Source organism: Microcoleus sp. MON1_C5, from assembly GCF_036701875.1.
GTDB lineage: Bacteria > Cyanobacteriota > Cyanobacteriia > Cyanobacteriales > Microcoleaceae > Microcoleus.
The window spans coordinates 87,838-106,213 of the sequence record NZ_JAUBRN010000011.1 but is presented as its reverse complement, the minus strand read 5'-3'; the positions used below and the strand labels follow the sequence as shown (position 1 = coordinate 106,213).

The 18,376-nt window shown below is 46.6% G+C and carries 14 protein-coding genes; 5 read left to right on the top strand and 9 right to left on the bottom strand.

Annotated elements, in window-relative coordinates:
* The first annotated feature begins 69 nt into the window (after positions 1-69).
* The gene (locus QUA71_RS08155) at positions 70-660 is read left to right on the top strand and encodes a Uma2 family endonuclease (protein WP_333283911.1); all 591 of its coding nucleotides are present in this window, start codon (positions 70-72) and stop codon (positions 658-660) included.
* A 217-nt stretch (positions 661-877) separates the two neighbouring features.
* On the opposite strand, the gene QUA71_RS08150 is transcribed toward QUA71_RS08155, so the two are convergent.
* Positions 878-1,447, bottom strand: a complete 570-nt coding sequence (locus QUA71_RS08150; RefSeq protein WP_333283909.1) for a PaeR7I family type II restriction endonuclease — start codon at positions 1,445-1,447, stop codon at positions 878-880.
* A complete protein-coding gene (locus QUA71_RS08145) occupies positions 1,444-2,490 on the bottom strand; it encodes a site-specific DNA-methyltransferase (RefSeq protein WP_333283907.1) in 1,047 nt (348 codons plus the stop codon). Before QUA71_RS08145 ends, QUA71_RS08150 begins: the two co-directional genes overlap by 4 nt.
* Before the next feature lie 171 nt (positions 2,491-2,661).
* Here QUA71_RS08145 and QUA71_RS08140 point away from each other — a divergent pair, with 171 nt between their 5' ends.
* Complete coding sequence (locus QUA71_RS08140) at positions 2,662-3,441, top strand: photosystem II S4 domain protein (RefSeq protein ID WP_333252879.1); 780 nt, start codon at positions 2,662-2,664, stop codon at positions 3,439-3,441.
* Positions 3,442-3,609: 168 nt separating this feature from the next.
* Here the strand turns inward: QUA71_RS08140 and QUA71_RS08135 are convergent, their stop codons facing one another.
* From QUA71_RS08135 to QUA71_RS08125, 3 genes are all read right to left on the bottom strand, one after another.
* Positions 3,610-5,085: a hypothetical protein gene (locus QUA71_RS08135; RefSeq protein ID WP_333283905.1), complete on the bottom strand. Its 1,476-nt coding sequence runs from the start codon at positions 5,083-5,085 to the stop codon at positions 3,610-3,612.
* A 90-nt stretch (positions 5,086-5,175) separates the two neighbouring features.
* Positions 5,176-8,517 carry a tetratricopeptide repeat protein gene (locus QUA71_RS08130; protein ID WP_333283903.1) on the bottom strand — a complete coding sequence of 1,114 codons (3,342 nt, stop codon included), beginning with the start codon at positions 8,515-8,517 and terminating at the stop codon, positions 5,176-5,178.
* Positions 8,518-9,219: 702 nt separating this feature from the next.
* Entirely contained in the window at positions 9,220-10,008 is a 789-nt protein-coding gene (locus QUA71_RS08125) for an SDR family oxidoreductase (RefSeq protein ID WP_333283901.1), read from the bottom strand.
* A gap of 97 nt (positions 10,009-10,105) precedes the next feature.
* Between QUA71_RS08125 and QUA71_RS08120 the strand changes: the two genes are divergently transcribed.
* A complete protein-coding gene (locus QUA71_RS08120) occupies positions 10,106-11,440 on the top strand; it encodes a hypothetical protein (protein WP_333283899.1) in 1,335 nt (444 codons plus the stop codon).
* Between the two features lie 81 nt (positions 11,441-11,521).
* Here the strand turns inward: QUA71_RS08120 and QUA71_RS08115 are convergent, their stop codons facing one another.
* From QUA71_RS08115 to QUA71_RS08105, 3 genes are all read right to left on the bottom strand, one after another.
* Complete coding sequence (locus QUA71_RS08115) at positions 11,522-11,758, bottom strand: 2Fe-2S iron-sulfur cluster binding domain-containing protein (RefSeq protein WP_333218903.1); 237 nt, start codon at positions 11,756-11,758, stop codon at positions 11,522-11,524.
* 89 nt (positions 11,759-11,847) lie between these two features.
* Positions 11,848-13,314 (bottom strand): cobyric acid synthase CobQ, encoded by a 1,467-nt coding sequence (cobQ, locus tag QUA71_RS08110; protein ID WP_333283897.1) that lies wholly within the window; start codon positions 13,312-13,314, stop codon positions 11,848-11,850.
* 339 nt (positions 13,315-13,653) lie between these two features.
* Entirely contained in the window at positions 13,654-15,288 is a 1,635-nt protein-coding gene (locus QUA71_RS08105) for a Ycf66 family protein (protein WP_333283895.1), read from the bottom strand.
* A gap of 373 nt (positions 15,289-15,661) precedes the next feature.
* Between QUA71_RS08105 and QUA71_RS08100 the strand changes: the two genes are divergently transcribed.
* Entirely contained in the window at positions 15,662-15,844 is a 183-nt protein-coding gene (locus tag QUA71_RS08100; protein ID WP_333283893.1) for a hypothetical protein, read from the top strand.
* A 373-nt stretch (positions 15,845-16,217) separates the two neighbouring features.
* Positions 16,218-16,655, top strand: coding sequence for a DUF6918 family protein (locus QUA71_RS08095; RefSeq protein ID WP_190657148.1), 438 nt, complete (start codon positions 16,218-16,220; stop codon positions 16,653-16,655).
* Between the two features lie 120 nt (positions 16,656-16,775).
* Here the strand turns inward: QUA71_RS08095 and QUA71_RS08090 are convergent, their stop codons facing one another.
* Positions 16,776-18,278, bottom strand: coding sequence for a HoxN/HupN/NixA family nickel/cobalt transporter (locus QUA71_RS08090; protein ID WP_333283891.1), 1,503 nt, complete (start codon positions 18,276-18,278; stop codon positions 16,776-16,778).
* Positions 18,279-18,376: the final 98 nt, after the last annotated feature.

The following is an 18,376-nucleotide window of genomic DNA, read 5'->3' as shown; positions in this document are numbered from 1 at the left end:
TGACTGTCAACTGTTGACGGTTAACTGTTAACTGTTGACAGTAAACTCGTGTAATATGTGGAGGCAGTTATGGAATCACAAACTATACCCCTACATTCTCCCCTAGAATTAACGCTCGAATTAACAGACGAGCAGTTTTTTCAGTTGTGTATAGACAACCGGGATTTGAGATTTGAGCGCACTGCAACGGGAGAATTAATTATTATGCCGCCTGCGAGTAGGGATACTGGCAGACGGAATGCGGATCAAAGTTTTCAACTCGAAGGTTGGAGCCGTCAAAATAAGCATTTGGGAATTGCTTTTGACTCTTCAACGGGATTTAAACTCCCCGACGGTACAGATATTTCTCCCGATGCTGCTTGGGTGCGGCGCGATAGGTGGGATGCTTTAACTCCCGAACAAAAAGAGAAATTTGCGCCGATTTGTCCCGATTTTGTGGTGGAATTGCGATCGACCACTGACTCCCTAGAAAAATTGCGGGCTAAAATGAAAGTGTATGTGAAAAATGGAGCGAGGTTGGGATGGTTGCTCGATCGCAAAAATAGAAAAGTTGAAATCTCCCGTCAAGGTAGAGAAGTAGAAATTTTAGATGCGCCTGCAACTCTGTCAGGCGAAGATGTATTGCCCGGTTTTGTTTTGGATTTAAGTGATATTTTGTAATTTTAAAAAAGCATTTTCCTGTGCTGTGGCGGCTCTATAAAATCTGTTACTTACTCTACAGCGCGTGCCGGATAAGCTGCTGCAAAAAATTGACGGCCGACAAGTCTGGACAGGGCTCCGTATAGTTGGGATTTTGTGCTGCCTGTTCGCGACCTGTCACTAAAAAGCAAGCAGCCGTGAAATGCCTTTCCCGCACCATCTTCTGACAAAACAGTTCCTAGCGTTTAGCATAGCTGGCCCCTCTAAACTCTGGCAGAACCGCGAAATGCGGTTCAGCAACCTGTACCGGGGTGCGCGAGGCAGGACTGTCTTCCAAAACAAACAGATATCCTAACCACGGTGGCGGAGGTGCTGCGCCAAACACCCCTTCCCGGTAAGCTGTCCAGATGTCGAGAGCAGCCCCCATCGCTTCTTCTGTGCGGTTGTTGAAGTTGTTGCCAAAGCTACCAACCTGGCTCTTCAACTCGATGACTACCTTGAGTTGCCGTTTTTCTCGGTTTACCACCAAAAAGTCGTACATCTTGGTCGGGCGAAAGAACCCCGGTATAACGGTTAGGCTTTTTTTAACATGGATATGGTTTTGAGGAACACCTACAGCGAGCAAGAAATTAGTCAGCGTCAGGATGAAACCGTCCATCTGCTTGCCGCCTGTCACCGCACTGCGGTTCCCCTGGTCAACCTTGCCAGCTAGCACCTGGGCTTGTGCCTGGGCGATGCGGGTATCCCAGAAACCCTGCACCGCCTCCCGGAAGACATCATCGGGGATAGTGGGTGTCTGTTTCGTCATTCAGCAACCTCCCCCATCGTTCTGTCGTAGACTACGCGCAAGCCATACGTCTCCTGCATCCGTTTCAGCGCTAGGTGATGGTAAGTTGGCTCAACATCTACCCCGATACTGTTGCGCCCCCAGTTGGCAGCGGCGACGCAGGTTGTTCCTGTCCCCATAAATGGGTCAAGTACCGTGTCCCCTGCAAAAGAAAACATCCGCACCAGTCGTTCTGCCAGTTCCAAAGGATACGGGGCGGGGTGTTGCTTGGTGGAAGCACCTTTGATATCCTGCCAAATCTGTTGAAACCACTGTCGGTGGAGAGTTTCCGGTATTACGGACAATACCCGTGCTGTGAGGGTGGGACTGCGGTAGCCGCCCGGTTTGCGCTGCATCAGGATAAATTCGATGTCGTTTTTGATGACACCTCCGGGTTCATAAGGTTTGCCGAGAAAACTCGTGCCATTCCCCGCTGCTTCCAAGGAAGCATTGGCGATTTTGTACCAGATAATCGGTGCGAGGTTATCAAATCCCAGATGGCGACAGTGTTCCTGAATACTTGCGTGCAGGGGAAATACCATGTGCCTGCCAAACCGCCTGCGGGCAACACAGACATCGCCCACCACAATCACCAGCCGTCCGCCGGGGACTAAAACCCGCCATACCTGCTGCCATACTCGATCGAGCTCCTGCAAAAACTTTTCATAGTCTGCTATTTGGCCAAGCTGGTTGAGATTTTGGAGATATTCTTTTAAATTCCAATACGGGGGCGATGTGACTACCAGATGTACGCTTTCATCGGGAATATGTGTCAAGTTTCGGCTATCGCCCTGTAGCAAGGAATGGAAAGATGGCAACCCCTGCACCCGATTCTGAATTTCCTGGATCAACGCCTTATTTTTGCTGATGGCAGGAATGGCGCGTTGCTCGTCTGCTGTTAGTAATGCCGTTGCTTCCTCGGGTACAAGGCTTTTATCCTGTAGCGCTTGTTTCAACGGTTCGGCTGCTTCCTGGCACAGCAACCGCGTTGAAATATTAACCTTGCTTAAACTCGAGGACTTCATACATTTGCTACAATAATCATGTTCATCATATCAGGTTTGCGAGTCCCAAAAATCATAAGTTCGTTATAGGATTATCTTAGACTATAATTAAAGTAGTGCGACTGTTAAAAAAGTAGACTTTTTAGTTACAGCAAGCTTTGGCAATTTCAAATTAGAATCTAAAATTGACTGATGTTACAAAGAGAAGAACTGTTAAAAGGCATCGAAAACCGCGACTGTGTGGCACGGGCGATCGACCAAGCGGAACAAGCAATTAAAACTTGGGAAGTTACTCTGACTGATTTTCTGTCGCCTCCAGAATTGGCGGACACTCTGACAGTATTTAAGCGCTTAACTGATGTGGAATTAGTGGCTTGGGGCGGCTACCCGCAAGCTGAAAGACAAAGGATTGCGATCGCGCGATCGGATATCCCGATCGACTCTGCTAGCGTTAACGTTGCTGCAGTAGAAATCGCTGGCAATTTCTTGTTCGATACAGCTTCTCACCGCGACTTTTTGGGGGCGATGTTGGGTACGGGAATTGTCCGCGAGAAAACGGGCGATGTGATTGTTTTGGGAGAACGCGGCGCGCAAGCCATTGTCATGCCCGAGATGGTAGAGTATTTGGAGATGAGTTTGCAGCAAGTGCGATCCGTTCCTGTACAAACGCGGCGCATTGAGTTGAGCGAACTCAAAATTAGAGAACCCAAAAAGAAAGAAATGACAACCGTTGAAGCATCCATGAGATTGGATGCTGTCGCCTCGGCTGGATTCGCAATGTCTCGCAGCAAAATGGCCGATTTAATTGATAGTGGCGACGTACGAGTTAACTGGAAAGACGTTACTCAAGCTAGTTATAATGTCAAGTCTGGAGATTTAATTGCTGTTACGGGCAAGGGAAGATTGGAAATTGGGGAAGTTGCTGTTACTAAGAAGGAACGCTATCGAGTGCAGTTAACTCGATATTTGTAATTTATGGGCGGCATCTTCGGCCCAACCCCTACTCCCACCAAAAAATTGACTCTTTGTGGAACAGGCATCTTGCCTGTTCTTAAGAATGCTGCAACCTATGAGTTATACCACGCAAAAACTGCAAAAAACCAGGTTTCTTTGGTTTTATGCGTAAGTCCTAAATCCAAATTATCGGGGAAAAGTTTTCCTTATCAACACGGCGATACCCAGCATTAACAAGCCAAATAGTAAGCCAAACAGCAGACTCCAGACAATAGTCGCAGCAAAGGGATGCAGCGGTAGAGAAAAATCGGGTTGCCATTTAATCGGTGTATCCTTGATTAGAGGATAGGCGGCCGAAAAGATTTGTCCGCCGCCGATCGCAGTTCCGACAAAAAAGATGATATTCTCAAGCTGGCGAGATCGCTTTTTCTCCCTGTCTTCCTGTTGCTTGTATAATTCCATCTGTTCCCTGTCCAATTCCACCTGTTCGATTTCCACCATCCCGCGCACAGTGGATATCGACTGCTGGAACAAATTTTGACTAGCAATCAGGTAGTTTAAATCTATTTCAATTTGCCCCTGATACTTATCCTCAGCTAAATCTAGAAACTTCTGCCAAAAATCCAGATTGTCGCCTGGGATGCACAAACCTCTAATTCTTGTCAACGCCTCACCATAATTTTCAGCATTAGTATCAATAGTATTTCTGTCTTCTTGCAAATACCGCACCTGCTGAGCAAAAGCCAACATTTTAGTGCGAACTTGAGCCAGCAACTCCTTTAACTTCTGCAACTTAACTTGTCGATTTTGTTCGCTTTCTATTGCATCCAAGTCGGGAAGCTTCTTTTCTAACTCGCCCACTATTTGCTGTGCTTTGCGATACTTTTTCCGAGTTTCGCCATACATAAATACAATTTTAGCGCGAGAACACAGCAGATTCATCAAGTAAAAGTTAAACGTCGAGGTTGCGAATTCCAAAGTTCGGGGATTTTCTTGCAACCATACTAGAATGTGACACCGCTGACGCACATCATCTTCTCGGCTGTCATACTCAAAAATCGGACTCCCGAATAACTTTCCTTCGGCGCGAAAGTCTACTGATTGTGGCTGTTTATCCTGTACAAAAGCTTTAACAGATTCGTCAGCTAGTTTCCGGTAAGTATCATAAACTGCTGGTGCGGCGTAGAATAATAATGTCTGTCCCAGAGACGGTTGAATCGCCTTTGGCAACAAGCAACCTTCGGGATTTAATCGAGTTAAGTCAGCTACTTTAATTGTGACATCTTTATAGCAAAATGTCAAGTCTGCGATGTAAGTATCCTGAACTCGCAGAGCATTGATAGAACCATCAAGTTTCTGGTTATCTGGCTGAGTAATTGGCTGGAACTTCAAAGTCTTTCCATCGGGAATCAGCAATTTTTCCGGAGTCAGATTTTCCTCTTCGCCGTCTGGATAATAGACGCCGTTTTTGTAGCAAATTAGCTGGTCTCTGAGGGATTTGAGTTCGTTGATGTTAAATTCTTTGCCGACATTATCTGCCAGATTTTCCCACAAAATTTGGGCATTTTTTGCTACTTGCTTATAGCCTTCGTCCCTATCATCCCGCAGGTGGAAAGGATAGAGGCTAATGCTGGGATTTTTAATTTGCCATTCTTGGCTCATAATCAAGTTTTTGATATGTTTTCGAGTATTTCTATCAGATATTTGGGGCGGGCAAGATGCCCAGCCTACAAGATTTTTATGGTTTCTATCCTAGGAAGGTGTTTGTGGATTATTTGTTGGCGGTGCAGGCGGCGCAGACGACGGAGGCAAACCCAGTCGAATCTGATTTTCCTTCAGCGTTTCGTAAAACTCCCTGACGATTTCCTCCGGTGCATCGCTATCTGTACCGCCCGCACCCATTTCATAAATTTCGTTCTCTAAATTCTCTTCTATTTGAGGTCTAGTTTCGCACCAATCCTTGATTGTTTGAGCGATAATATTGATATTATCGGTCGAACCAACATCAATCGCGGATAATTGTTTGACAAAGTGCGGCTCGGATATTTTCAATAACTTACTGAAAGCAGCCACAATTTCTTCGGGTGTGGCCTCATCGGGAAGTGACATTACTAATCTCCTTAAATCAATCTTTTCAGTTGACAGCGGTAAAGTTTCGGTTTCGCCAATTAAGGTAAATGCAGCCCAAGCTATGGGACTCGGAAATCGAGCTTTTGTGGTTAGCATAGCACACCGCAAGGCGGCTGCTCGATTCTCGCCCCGTGCTAAATTTTGGTAGAATTCAGTCATTAGTAATTTGGCTGAAATCGCTCCCATATTCCACAGGGAAACGATGATGCTGGGGACTCCGGCGAGGATGAAGCAGCGCGACAATCCAATGACTCCATCTCCGGTGATTTTACCGCCTCCGGTGCTGCACGCGCTTAATACTACGAGTTCGGAATCGAGTTTTAATTGCAGGATTTCTGCGGCGTTAAGCGCGCCGTCGTCGGTGTCTCCTGATGGTGCTAAAATTATCGCGCCTGGAATGCCCGAACCTTGGAAATCGTCGAGGAGTCCGTGGGCGGATAAATGGACGATGCGCGTGTTTAGCATTCTGTCTAAAATGGCGACTTTTGTGGCATTTTCTCCGCTAATTGCTTGGGTTACTAAAGTTGCGGCAATGGCTTCGGCGGCTTCTTTTGCCCTGGGAATTTGGCGGAGTTTGTAGGGGGTTTTGTTGAATTTTGGGGCGATGGTTGGATCGCCGACAATTAGGGCGGCTTGTCTCAATCCTCGCACTCGGTTTTGATGTTCGCGGGTGATTTCTAATACTTGGATGGATGGGCTGGTGAGGATGGTATGATTTTCGATTAGGTAGCGGTTGTTGCTATCTTGCAAGGCGGCGAAGGGAACTAAAAATAAGTCGTAGTGGGGGACGAAGATGATGGGGGAATTGGCATCGGTGGGTAGCAAGTCGATTATCGGTTCGATCAGGATTTGATGGAGGAGTTGCAATAGGGGAAAGCAGCCTGTTTCGTCTCGTTTGTACTGGGATTCTAGCTTAATTTTGTTGCCTTCGTCGTCGGTTTCATCGGTGCCGATGGAGACGCGGGTTTTGAGGATGATTTCTTTGAGGAATTGGTTTTGTTGGTTGAGGGGTTCGAGGTTGGCGGCGCGATAGGTGATGTTGCCGTTTGCTTGGATTACCCAGATGTAAATGTCATCAAAGATAATCGAATATTCAACTATTGTAGAGTTTCTGTCGCGGGCGATTTGTTGGATTTTGGGAATTGATAACCCCCCCAACCCCCCGTTGCTAAGGGGGGGCTTTGAGAGGTTTGCTTCTTCCTCAAATCTTGATAACCCCCCCAACCCCCCCTTGCTAAGGGGGGGCTTAAGAGGGAGGAATTTAGATAACTCTTCTTCCTCTCCTTGATCGGGGGGGGACTGAGATAACTCTTCTTCCCCCCCTTGATAAGGGGGGGACTGAGGGGGGGTTGTTAATAAGGTTTGCCGCAATAACTCGACGAAGGCACGGGTGCGCGACATTTCAGATATTTCTAGGGCTTCATCAAATCTAGTTTGGGCGACTAGGACTTGTTGCAGCAGGCGATAGGTAGATATTTGGTTTTCAAAGATTGAGACTTTGTGGTCATTACTTACTAATTCAGAACGCAGAGTTTCATGAATTGCGATCGAGGCGCGAAGTGCTGTTTCAGCTTCAGCAAGTTGGTGAGTTTTTAGGAAAGTATTTCCTAAATTGTTGAGAGAGCTTGACTCTCCCACGCGATCTCCGATTTCCCGTGAAATCTCTAAATATTGTTGGTAAAATTCGATCGCCTTCTGGTATTGCCCTAGGGATTGGTAAGCAGTGCCCAAATTGCCGAGGGAAGCCGCTTCTCCTCGGCGATATCCAATTTCTCGTGAAATCTCTAAATACTGTTGGTTAAATTCGCTCGCCTTCTGGTATTGCCCTAGGGATTGGTAAGCAGCGCCCAAATTGCCGAGGGAAGCAGCTTCTCCTGGGCGATATCCGATTTCCCGTTTAATCGCTAAAGACTGTTGGTGAAATTCGATCGCCCTGTGGAATTGCCCTAGGGAATTGTAAGCATTGCCCAAATTCCCGAGGGAAATAGCTTCTCCTTGGCGATGTCCGATTTCCCGTGCAATCTCTAAAGACTGTTCGTGAAATTCGATCGCCCTGTGGAATTGCCCTAGGGATTGGTAAGCAGCGCCCAAATTGCCGAGGGAAGCGGCTTCTCCTTGGCGATCTCCGATTTCCCGTGCAATCTCTAAAGACTGTTGGTGAAATTCGATTGCCTTCTGGTATTGTCCTAGGAAATTGTAAGCTAAGCCCAAATTGGCGAGAGAAGCAGCTTCTCCTTGGCGATCTCCGATTTCCCTTGAAATCTTTAATAACTTTTGGTGAAATTCGATCGCCCTGTAGTATTGCCCTAGGGATTGGTAAGCATTACCCAAATTGCCGAGGGAATAAGCTTCTCCTTGGCGATGTCCTATTTCCCGTTTAATCTCTAAAGACTGTTCGTGAAATTCGATCGCCCTGTGGAATTGCCCTAGGGATTGGTAAGCATTGCCCAAATTGTCGAGGGAAGTGGCTTCTCCTTGGCGATATCCGATTTCCCGTGAAATCTCTAAAGACTGTTCGTGAAATTCTATCGCCCTGTGGAATTGCCCTAGGGATTGGTAAGTAGCGCCCAAATTGCCGAGGGAAGCGGCTTCTCCTTGGCGATTTCCGATTTCCCTATAGATAGTTAATGCCTGTTCCCAAGACTCCAAAGCCACTCGAAATTGACTGGTTCTAGCCTGCTGATGACCTTGTTCAAAGAGTCTGTCTGCTTCTGCTTTTCGGGTGACTGCCACTGAGGTGTTGTCATTCATCCCAAGCAGTATCCCGGCACAATTCATCAACCGATTAGCGTTATTTAGTTGCCCAAATCTTCTAAGATTCTCTGCCTCTTCTAGCATTGCCGCCACCCAGGCATCATCCAGCAATTCCGGGTGAGTTTTCAATACCTCCGCTTCTTCGCCACTGCGACAGGTTAGCAGTTGATTTATCAGGTTGAGATAGGCTTGTTCGCGTTCTGACTTCATTGCGATTTGGGATTTGGGATTCTGCGATCCATTAATTTATTATCGGTGGAACTCATCGCTTCGGGGCTGGCGATGCCAAGTTTTTTGTAGGGGTTCTCGCCTTTGGGCGACAATATGTGCAACACCACGGGGATTTATCGTTTATTCGTCGGCCCGATGGTTTGTCCGTGGGTGCGATGGTTTGTCCAAGGGGCCGTTTGTTTGTCCGCGAGTCCGCGATTCCGCCAGGGGTTGAAACCCCTGTCTCATAGCTAAAGTCGGTTGAAACCGACTGAATAATGGTGAGAAATAATCGATTATGGTGACAAATATTTGAGTGTTTATTTAATTTGCTTTTCAGTCCTCTTTTAGAGGACTTTTGCTATGAGACGGGGGTTGAAACCCCCGGCGGACTTGTGGGGTAGCGTAGGGGATTTTGGTGTCGGGGATTTTGGTGGCGGGGATTTTGGTGGCGCGAATGTACGATCGACCTTTTGGTAAAATTGGCGAACGTTCATCTGTCTGTAGGTGCGATGATTTGTCCAGCAGGGGGCCGTTTGTTTGTCCGCGATTCCGCCAGGGGTTGAAACCCCTGTCTCATAGCTAAAGTCGGTTGAAACCGACTGAAGAATGGTGACAAATATTTAATTGTTTATTTAATTTGCTTTTCAGTCTTCTTGAGAGGACTTTCCCTATGAGACGGGGATAGAAACCCCGGGCGAACTATTCCTCTTTCGCCCGAAACACCTTTTCTACCGACTTCACCAAAAGTTCTCGCGGCATCAATCGAGGCATATTGGCGATGATTTGATTGGGAATTCCCCCTGTCACAACATTAGACTCATTTTTCTCTAAAGCTTTCAAAGCATCTCGCACTACCTCCGCTGCGGGAACGAGTTTTTGCCCGCTGCTGGATGCCATTGATTGAGGGAATTCAGCTACTGCGAAAAAGTCCGATTCTGTCGGCCCTGGACAAAGGCATAAAACGCCAATTCCTAAATCTTTGTTTTCCGCCCAAAGCGCCTCGCTGAAACTTAAAACAAAAGCTTTAGTCGCTGCATACATCGACAAGTAAGGCATCGGTTGAAAAGCTGCGATGGAGGCAACATTGATGATACTTCCTGATTTTCGCTGCCGCATTCCCTGCAAAAATAAGTGCGAAAGTTCAACTAATGCAACAATATTTAGTTGCACCATTGTTAGTTGTTTCGCAAGCGGGCGATCGGCAAAAACACCGTAATCGCCAAAACCCGCATTGTTCACCAACAAATCCACCGTCCAACCTTTTTTAACAACCGCGTCAAATACAGCAGTTGCGGCTCCGGGTGCGGTCAAATCTTGAACGATAATTTCGACTAAAATATTGAATTCCTGTTGCAGTTTAGCAGCTAGCTGTTGCAATTTGTCTTCGGAACGAGCTACCAAGATTAGATTGTGCTGGCGTTTGGCTAATTCGGCGGCAAAGGCTGCACCAATTCCGCCAGAAGCACCAGTGATTAAAGCAGTCGGCATGAAATTAATTCGGATTATTTGATATAAACTTTATATATTTTAACAATTATTTGGACTGGAAACCTGTAAAATAATTAAAAGGGAATAGGTGAGTTTTATGGCGCGTCTTACCGATCGAGCTTTTGAAATTTTGCGGGCCGAAGTTGACAAGTGCGCGGCGGCTGATAGTGTAGCCGGTGATGTCTACCGACGGATGGTAATCAAGCGGTTGGAGAAATTACGCTTGCAAAACGGCACTTTCGCCTCAAGAGAAGAAATCCGCGATACCTTCAAAGACGAATTTCCCAACTTCAGCGAACAAGCTCTCAAAGCAGCCGTCAAAGCCAACCGCCCGCCCGGATTGTTCGGTAAAATCATCTTTGCTGGGAGTTTGCTGGGAAGTGCTGCGGGGATAGTTTGGTTGCTAAATCTACCTTTTCCGATGATTCGCTGGCCCGTGGCGAAAACAATGCCGATATTATTGCTGCCGAGTTTTATGAGTATGGATCACAATTACCGGCAGGCGATCGCCCTTGTGGAACAATCCGATCAACTGGTGAATAAAGCCACGGCTGTCGCTGATTTTGACTTGGGCGAAATAAAAGCAAAACAAGCGCAAAAACACCTCGACGCCTTGCCGGTGTGGTTCCTCGGCTATTACCCAAAGAGGTACTGCTCTTTTTTTAGGTGCAGTTGGCAGTTTACATTCGATGAATTTGAAGCCGCCCGCAAAAATGTCGGGCGGATGGAAGCTCAGATTTTCCAGCAAAAAAATGCTTTTACTCAGTTAAATCAAGTCGAACAAACGCTAAAGGCCGCGAAACAGGAGTATCAGCAAGCCAAAACGGCTGCGGATAGACAAAAAGCGACGGTAAATTGGCAAAGTGCGATCGACCAACTCAATCAAATTCCCGCCGAAACCCTCGCGGGAGAAACGGCTAAGAAAACACTCAAAGCAGCAGAAAGAGACTTTCAAGCAATGGGCGGCGTCGCCACCGGTTCTGTGCAGGCTGACAACTTAATTGAAGCTGCCAAAGAATTTGCTCTCTCCGCCGCCGTCGCCTCCCAAAAACCTCCCCATCCCGCCGCACAGTGGGAGCAAATAGCAGAATTGTGGCAAGAAGGAATTAACCGACTAAAATTAATTTCCCTCGATAATCCGGGCTATCTCGATGCTCAAACCAAACTCGCTGAATATCAAAAAAATTTAGGAATCACCCAGATTAGACTGCAAGCAGAAAAAGATTCTACCACAGCTTTGCAAGCAGCTAAAAACTTGTTTGCCAACTTGCAAAAAGATGTGAATTCTCAAAATCCCGGTTACTCCCTCAGCCAGTTGCAACAAATTATCAATCAATTAGAATCCGTGAAACCCGGGACAACTGTTTATCCCGAATCCCAAAAATGGCTGCAATCTGCTCGCAAAAAACAGCAAGAATGGCAAAAAAATTAAAGGTTTGGAATCGGAAATATGGCAGTGTTAGCTGTTGACTGTTGACTGTTGACTGCCAACTGCCAACTGCTAAGTGACAAATTACCAAGTCGGGTCAACATACAGATTAATTGTCACTTGCTTTCTCCCCGAAGGGATGCCGGAAATACAAGCACAAATCGTATCTCCGCCATCAATTTCTACTTCACAAGCGTGACAAGAACCCATGAGACAGCCGGTAGGAATAGAAACCCCTGCACGTTTGGCTACGTCTAGCAAAAGCTCTCCTGGTTCAGCTTCAACTGTCACGTTATCTGGTAAAAAACAAACTTTTGTCATTGAATTTGAACCTCAACTCTAACAAACAATAATCAACAGTTAACAGTCAACAGTCAACAGTCAACAGTCAACAGTCAACAGTTAACTAATTAACCTAAAATATGCTTGATATCTAAATGCTTTTCCACTGTATCTGCTAGAGAGTCTAACAGAGTTTCTCGGTGTTCCCGGTAATTAGGAATACCTGTAGGCAATGCGCGGAGTCCCCGCTGCTGTCGCAAGTGATTTAACCAAGCTCGCCGCCAAGCTCCGTTGTCAAAAATGCCGTGCAGGTATGTGCCCCAAATTGATTGAGAAGTATTGACAATGCCTAAACTAGCATCGTCAAATAGCGGTTGAGTCAAATCTGATTCTAGGATTTGCGTTTTTCCTTGATGAATTTCGTAACCGGAAACTGGCAAACCCGGTTGAGGATAGTTAGAGGTTACGATTCGTTGGCGGGCAATTTTGTTCGGTGCCATCGCAGTTTTCAAAGGCAGCAACCCCAATCCTGGAAATTCTCCCTTTTCTCCCTCAACCCCTTCTTTATCCGTGATACTTTGTCCCAGCATCTGAAAGCCCCCACAAACTCCCATGACTGTACCGCCAGCTACTAAATAATTTTGAATAGCTTTTGCCATACCTGTTTGGCGCAGCACTTGCAAATCGGAAATTGTAGTTTTAGAGCCTGGTAAAATCACGGCGTCTGGATGGCCTAAATTGTCTTTTGGGCTGACATATTTGACAGTGACGGAAGTTTCCGACTCTAGGGGGTCAAAGTCTGTAAAATTGGAAATTCGCGGCAGGCGGATGACGGAAATATTGATGTCGGTTTGAGCATTGGGAGAACGCCGATCGAGCAAATCCAGAGAATCTTCTGAGGGAAACACTTCGTCTATCCAAGGAATCACCCCAACTACCGGGATTCCCGTCCTTTCTTCTAGCCAAGTCAGGCCCGGATCTAAGATCGATTTTTGTCCTCGGAACTTATTAATAATGAATCCTTTAATTAAAGCTCGTTCGTCGGGATCGAGCAATTCCAAAGTACCGATAATGTGAGCAAAAGCACCGCCGCGATCGATATCAACTACTAGCAAAGTTCGAGCCTTTAAATATTTAGCTACCCGCATATTTGTTAAATCGCGGTGTTTGAGATTAATCTCAGCAGGGCTACCGGCTCCCTCACAAACAATCATGTCAAATTCTTGGCCGAGAAATTCTAAAGAGTCCCGAATAGCTTGCCAGCCGATATCGAAATACTGCTCGTAATATTGAGATGCTCGCACATTGGCGATCGCCCGGCCCTTCACAATCAATTGAGAAGTCATGTCTCCTTGTGGCTTGAGCAAAATCGGATTCATTTCTACCCAAGGTGCGACGCCCGCAGCCCAAGCTTGCACTGCTTGAGCGTAACCAATCTCTCCGCCGGCCGCTGTGACATAGGAATTCAGTGCCATATTCTGACCTTTAAACGGAGTTACCCGCCAGCCTCGCCGAGAAAAGATTCGACACAAAGCTGCCACGAGTAAAGATTTCCCTGCGTGAGAGGTTGTTCCCACGACCATAATTGCTTTCATAATATTAAGGGAGAAGGAAGTTCGGCAACGCGCAGTGTAAGGGATTTAATATCTATTCCCGTTCCACCGTCCGTGATTGTTGATTGTTGAGTGTAAACTGCTGACTCGGAGTCTAAAAACTAAATGGTTGAGTGTTAACTGTTGACTCGATTTTATTATTCCGATGCAACCGGAAACGATATAACGGATTTAACGGATTTAACGGATGGATGTTGAGAGCCGAAGTCAAGCGTGAATAAGGAGGAAGGAAGAGGGCCTAAGTAAGAAGTAAGGAGTAAGAAGTAAGAAGGCAGAAAACAGAATCAAAAAAATTCTGGTTTCTACCTTTTGCTTTTTGCCTCAAGATAACGGCTTATCTTCGCCGGATACATTCTCAGACTTGGATTCATGGGCCGCTTGAGCAGCTTCTACTAGATCCGGAGGGGGGGGATTCGGGCGAATCAATTCCGGTTGTTCTCCCTCAGAAGATGGTTTTTTATCTGTGGATTCGATCGAGATCACTGATACTGAAACCGTTTCCACCTGCACGCTCAACCCAGGTTCTCCCGGTACTTCTATCTCTACAGGCTCTGCCATTTCCACCACAGTCATTTCTATCGATGCTGCAGGGGCTTCTGCTTCCGGTACGCCTGCTGCTGCTTCCGGTTCACCAACCGCAGCCAGCGGTGTCTGGGTTTCCAGAGATACAGCAGGGGCTTCTGCTTCTAGTACGCCTGCTGCTGCTTCCGGTTCACCAACAGCCGCCAGCGGTGTCTGGGTGTCAGCGGACGATCGATCTTCGATCGGAGTTTCCCCTATTTTGTCAGAACTCGCGGTTTCTGTGGCCATCAAAAAGGCCATTGCTTCAACATCGTTGGGAAACGGCACTCCTTGGCTTGTTTCAACAGCAGTGTTGCTACTTTCGGCTGCCACTTCCGCAGCCACCTCGGCTAATTCGGATTCGAGAATTTGGTCGATACCCGCTGCAGGAGTTGCCGTTATTTTAGATTCAGGTGCGATCGATTCTGGAGTCGCTGAAGGTTTTGGCGTCTGGGGAGTTGCATCAGACTTGTTTTTACCCGCACCTCTTCCCAACATACCGCCGAGACTATTTTTGATATTGTCGAACAGACTTCCGAAACCGCCGGATTTTTTAGCGGGTTTAGGAGGAGTAGGAGGAGTTGGGGCCACCGCCGCCGCCACCGCTGCTGCCGCCTGCGACTCTTTAACGGCTGTCCTCCATTCTGTTTCCTCGTCAAAATCATCGGCTTCTAGCTGCTGTGGAGGTTCTGGCTGAGCCTCTGCTGGCTCCACACTTGGTGGAACGGCTATTTCAGAAATTTCTAGAGGTAGAGGTAGAGGAGTGAAGCTGCTGGCTAATTCTGCTGGGGTTGGTGAAGTCTCAGCAGCAGGAGTTTCGACTGAAAACACTGGTATTTCTGCAATTGCAGGTGGTTTCGAGTCGGGAATTGTCCAGTCAGGGGCGATCGCACTTTCAGTCGTCGGAGCGATCGAACTTTCAGCAATACTTTCAGCTATGGGGGGAATCGGCGGCTGTTCCTCTAGCTTTACCTCGCCCTTATCCAGAGTGGGTGCTGGAACCACATCAGTTTTCGGTTTGGGCGATCGAACAAACTTAGGTTTTTTCGCTGCGGGTTCTTTTTTCTTGGCAAACAAGGCAGCCAACGGCACGCCTGCTGCAGCCAAATTCGCCGACTGAGGAATCGGCGTTTGCTCAGCAACGGGTGTCACTTGCCGGCGCAAAGTCAGAGTTTCCCAGGCAAACCAGCCCAACATCGCCACGCCCGCCATTTGACCAAGCAGGAGAGCACCAGTAATTCGTCCCGCACAAGCCCATAAAATTAACGCATAAAAAAGCCCTACCCCGCTCCAGGTAAAATCACTTTTGCGGTGTACTTCTGGAAAAAAGAAGGCCGCCATGTAAATACTGAAGCTGCCTAGACCGACCGCCAACGCCAGAATGTATGCAAGCATCTTGTCGGTACCTCCGCTGTGTCAAATAACTTCTACGCGCTAATTCTACCTTTGAGAGAGACTCAACGGCTTCTTTCTCTAGGACAATTCTTGATTTGGGGGGAAGTTCGGCAACGAACCGATGTAAGGAATTTAACACGTTCAACCGATGTTGACGGTACAAGTGCCAGGAAAGATTTCCCACTCTCCCCCAGTTCCCTAGGGTCCATCACCCCCTATCCCCACACCCCCTATTCCCATCACCCCCTTCTCCGTGGTGATAGATGTCACTTAAACTATGCCCGTGCGATCGCACCAAGCGACTGAGGATGTTTATATGTTGTAGGTGTAAGAGGAATTATGCCTTAGGGCATATGTAATTGGAGACAGTGCCATGTTAGAAAAAGTATTATTAGCTGCTGGCTTAACCTTATCGCTTCAAGTATTTCCCGGACTCAGCACTTCCGCGCCGTTACCGAAAAATTTGGTATTGCGATCGAGCGATCGCCCGGCTCAAACCCAGAAAGTTCCCATCGTTGCAGTACCTGCGGCCCTCAAGCCCAACGTCCAATCCTAATGATACGTGCCAGCTCATACGTGCAAGTGCGATCGGACTTAGGCAGAACCTTTCTAATATTTTTTTCGAGCTGTTCTATTTTTTATGTGACTGTTCACAACTCATCAGTTTGTAGTCAGGGCTTTAGTCCTCATTAATATCACCTAATAAGGACTAAAGCCCTTACTACAAACCGCAGCCAAATAATTAGTAGCAGATAGAACATTAATTCCCATAACATACTAAACAAATCTCAACATTAGGTTGTGTCATAGACACATTCAAACCTTAAAAAACTTGGGAAACCTTGAATAAAGGCTCAAAATAGATATATGATGTCAGATTGAGCTCAAAGCTAATAAGCACATTGACTATTAAATCAAGGAAAGTGAAAATGGGACTTAGTGATATTCTCTTGAATGAAAACCACAGAGAAACTTTTGTTGATGACTGTGTAAAGTTGATAGACCAACAAGTTGCAGCAGCGCCCGGATTGGGTGGTATGGCTCTTAAAGCTGCCTACTCTACTGTCAAGGGGATACGGGCTGACTATTGCGCCCAAGTCGTCGATCAACTTCTGCCAGAAATCTCGATCGCACTCGATCCGATGTGGACTGAAGCGGTAAACAATGGCAACCCAGTCGAATATTTTGCTCAAAGAAAAGGTGAAGTAGCAGACGAATTGCTCCAAATAAGTGACAAAAGGGTCGAGAAAAGCACCAGATCGATGGTTAAAGGCGCCTATGCCAAACTCCGCCCCTCAGCTAAGACTTATGTAGAAAAGGGAGTACCGGATTTAGCCGAAATTATTAAGAAACATAGCGCGGCCTGATCAGTGAGCAACGGCTAAAAAACACAATACCCTGATACCCGGCTTCTTCAATAAATCGGGTATCTAAAATCCGACTTATTCGTAAGTTTGTAGTTAGGAGGGAGAGTCCTAATTTTATGCTTATCCATTGCCAATTACCCACTGATTTGCCCCCAATATTTTCACGATCGCCTGTCCGGTAATTCCCAACCCCAATAACATTACAAACATCGCACTAATCGCCGGCAGAAATTTGACTGCTGTTATCTGTTTGGGCAGTTTATCAAAATTTCGTTTGGCATAAACTAAGATTAATCCGATCGCACTCAGCACTAAAGTTAATCCCAAACTAAACGCTACCACTAGCGTCATTCCCAAACCAACATTGCCCAAAGCCGACGCGCTCAACAGCATCACCAAAGCGGAAGGACAAGGCAACAAACCGCCGGAAATTCCCAACGCTAATAAGCTTTTCCAAGTAATAGCAGAACCGTCAGCACCGGGAGGCAAATGCGAGTGAAGGCGGCCGTCTCCGTGATCGTGGTAGTGGTGAGATATATCTGGTTTTACAGGTTTAAATTCTCTCTCCCAACTTCCCCTACTCAAAAGATTCACTGGTTCTTCACATTCCGCAGTAAGGACTTTACTCCTTAAAAACCAGTTTTTATTAAAAATTTTAGTTTTGATTTTTTTGAGAACTTCAGTCCTCACTACTAACCTAGTCTTAATTTTTGATAAGAGTAAGTTGAACCCGATTACGGCTACTAATAAACCAGAGATTAAATTCAGCCAAGGATCTAATTTTTCCGGGTCGATCAAGTTAGAAGCAAACAAAGTAATTCCGCCCACAGCAAACACGCCGGCAGTGTGAGTAATTGTAGTGGTCGCTGCTAGAAATAAAGCGTGTACTGGAGTAGCCCGCGAACCAACTAAATAAGCGCCGACTATGGTTTTTCCGTGTCCGGGCGACATCGCGTGCACGCATCCCCAAGCAAATGCTCCCGCTACTGCTAGCAGTAAACTCCAACCTGAATCCCAGATAGATTCCTTTCCTGCTAACAAAAAGTCGCGGTTTTGCGGTGTAAACACAAAGCTTTTTACAGCACCCGCTTGTACAATCGTAGCTTGGCAGCTAGCTGTCGGAACTTCGGGCAAAAACAGATTGTAATTAATCCGCAATTTCTCTGGTTTGGAGATGGAAATTGAGTCAGGTAAACCGGGGGTTTTATCTTGAGAAGGTAGGGGCCAGGTGTAGTCTAAAATTAAGGTGCTGTGGGTATTGGGCTGCTGGATAACACTCGCGCTTTTAGCTGCTATTTCTAGCGGTTTTACTGCTACGGAGCCTTGAATGTTGCTACTGTTGGTGAGGCGGATTTGTTGGCTAAAAAACTTTTCTAGCTGTGTTTGGTGGCTGCGAACTTCAGCAGGTTGTAGCTGGCTGTCTCGATTGTCGTCGGCGAAGTTTGTTAAGCCTGTTGGGAAAGTTAATGTTATTTCGGTTTGTAAATCGTTGACTACTATTTCTGCTACGGATAAGTCTGACCAGTGCGAGTAAACGGGCCTGGTTGAGGTTGTTAGTAACAATGAAAGTGTCAGAAAAAATAGGATAAATAATTGGGTAATTCGGTTTATTTTGTACTGCATAAATCCCTGTTCTTTTAGTGATTTTCGGATGAATTATTTGTTTTTGTTGTGATTTTTCCAGCGCGCTTACCCGCAAGCCCGCCGGGGATTGAAATCCC

Coding starts and splice junctions, on each gene's coding strand:
- QUA71_RS08155 (WP_333283911.1), top strand. CDS start 70: ATGGAATCACAAACTATACCCCTACATTCTCCCCTAGAATTAACGCTC.
- QUA71_RS08150 (WP_333283909.1), bottom strand. CDS start 1,447: ATGACGAAACAGACACCCACTATCCCCGATGATGTCTTCCGGGAGGCG.
- QUA71_RS08145 (WP_333283907.1), bottom strand. CDS start 2,490: ATGAAGTCCTCGAGTTTAAGCAAGGTTAATATTTCAACGCGGTTGCTG.
- QUA71_RS08140 (WP_333252879.1), top strand. CDS start 2,662: ATGTTACAAAGAGAAGAACTGTTAAAAGGCATCGAAAACCGCGACTGT.
- QUA71_RS08135 (WP_333283905.1), bottom strand. CDS start 5,085: ATGAGCCAAGAATGGCAAATTAAAAATCCCAGCATTAGCCTCTATCCT.
- QUA71_RS08130 (WP_333283903.1), bottom strand. CDS start 8,517: ATGAAGTCAGAACGCGAACAAGCCTATCTCAACCTGATAAATCAACTG.
- QUA71_RS08125 (WP_333283901.1), bottom strand. CDS start 10,008: ATGCCGACTGCTTTAATCACTGGTGCTTCTGGCGGAATTGGTGCAGCC.
- QUA71_RS08120 (WP_333283899.1), top strand. CDS start 10,106: ATGGCGCGTCTTACCGATCGAGCTTTTGAAATTTTGCGGGCCGAAGTT.
- QUA71_RS08115 (WP_333218903.1), bottom strand. CDS start 11,758: ATGACAAAAGTTTGTTTTTTACCAGATAACGTGACAGTTGAAGCTGAA.
- cobQ (WP_333283897.1), bottom strand. CDS start 13,314: ATGAAAGCAATTATGGTCGTGGGAACAACCTCTCACGCAGGGAAATCT.
- QUA71_RS08105 (WP_333283895.1), bottom strand. CDS start 15,288: ATGCTTGCATACATTCTGGCGTTGGCGGTCGGTCTAGGCAGCTTCAGT.
- QUA71_RS08100 (WP_333283893.1), top strand. CDS start 15,662: ATGTTAGAAAAAGTATTATTAGCTGCTGGCTTAACCTTATCGCTTCAA.
- QUA71_RS08095 (WP_190657148.1), top strand. CDS start 16,218: ATGGGACTTAGTGATATTCTCTTGAATGAAAACCACAGAGAAACTTTT.
- QUA71_RS08090 (WP_333283891.1), bottom strand. CDS start 18,278: ATGCAGTACAAAATAAACCGAATTACCCAATTATTTATCCTATTTTTT.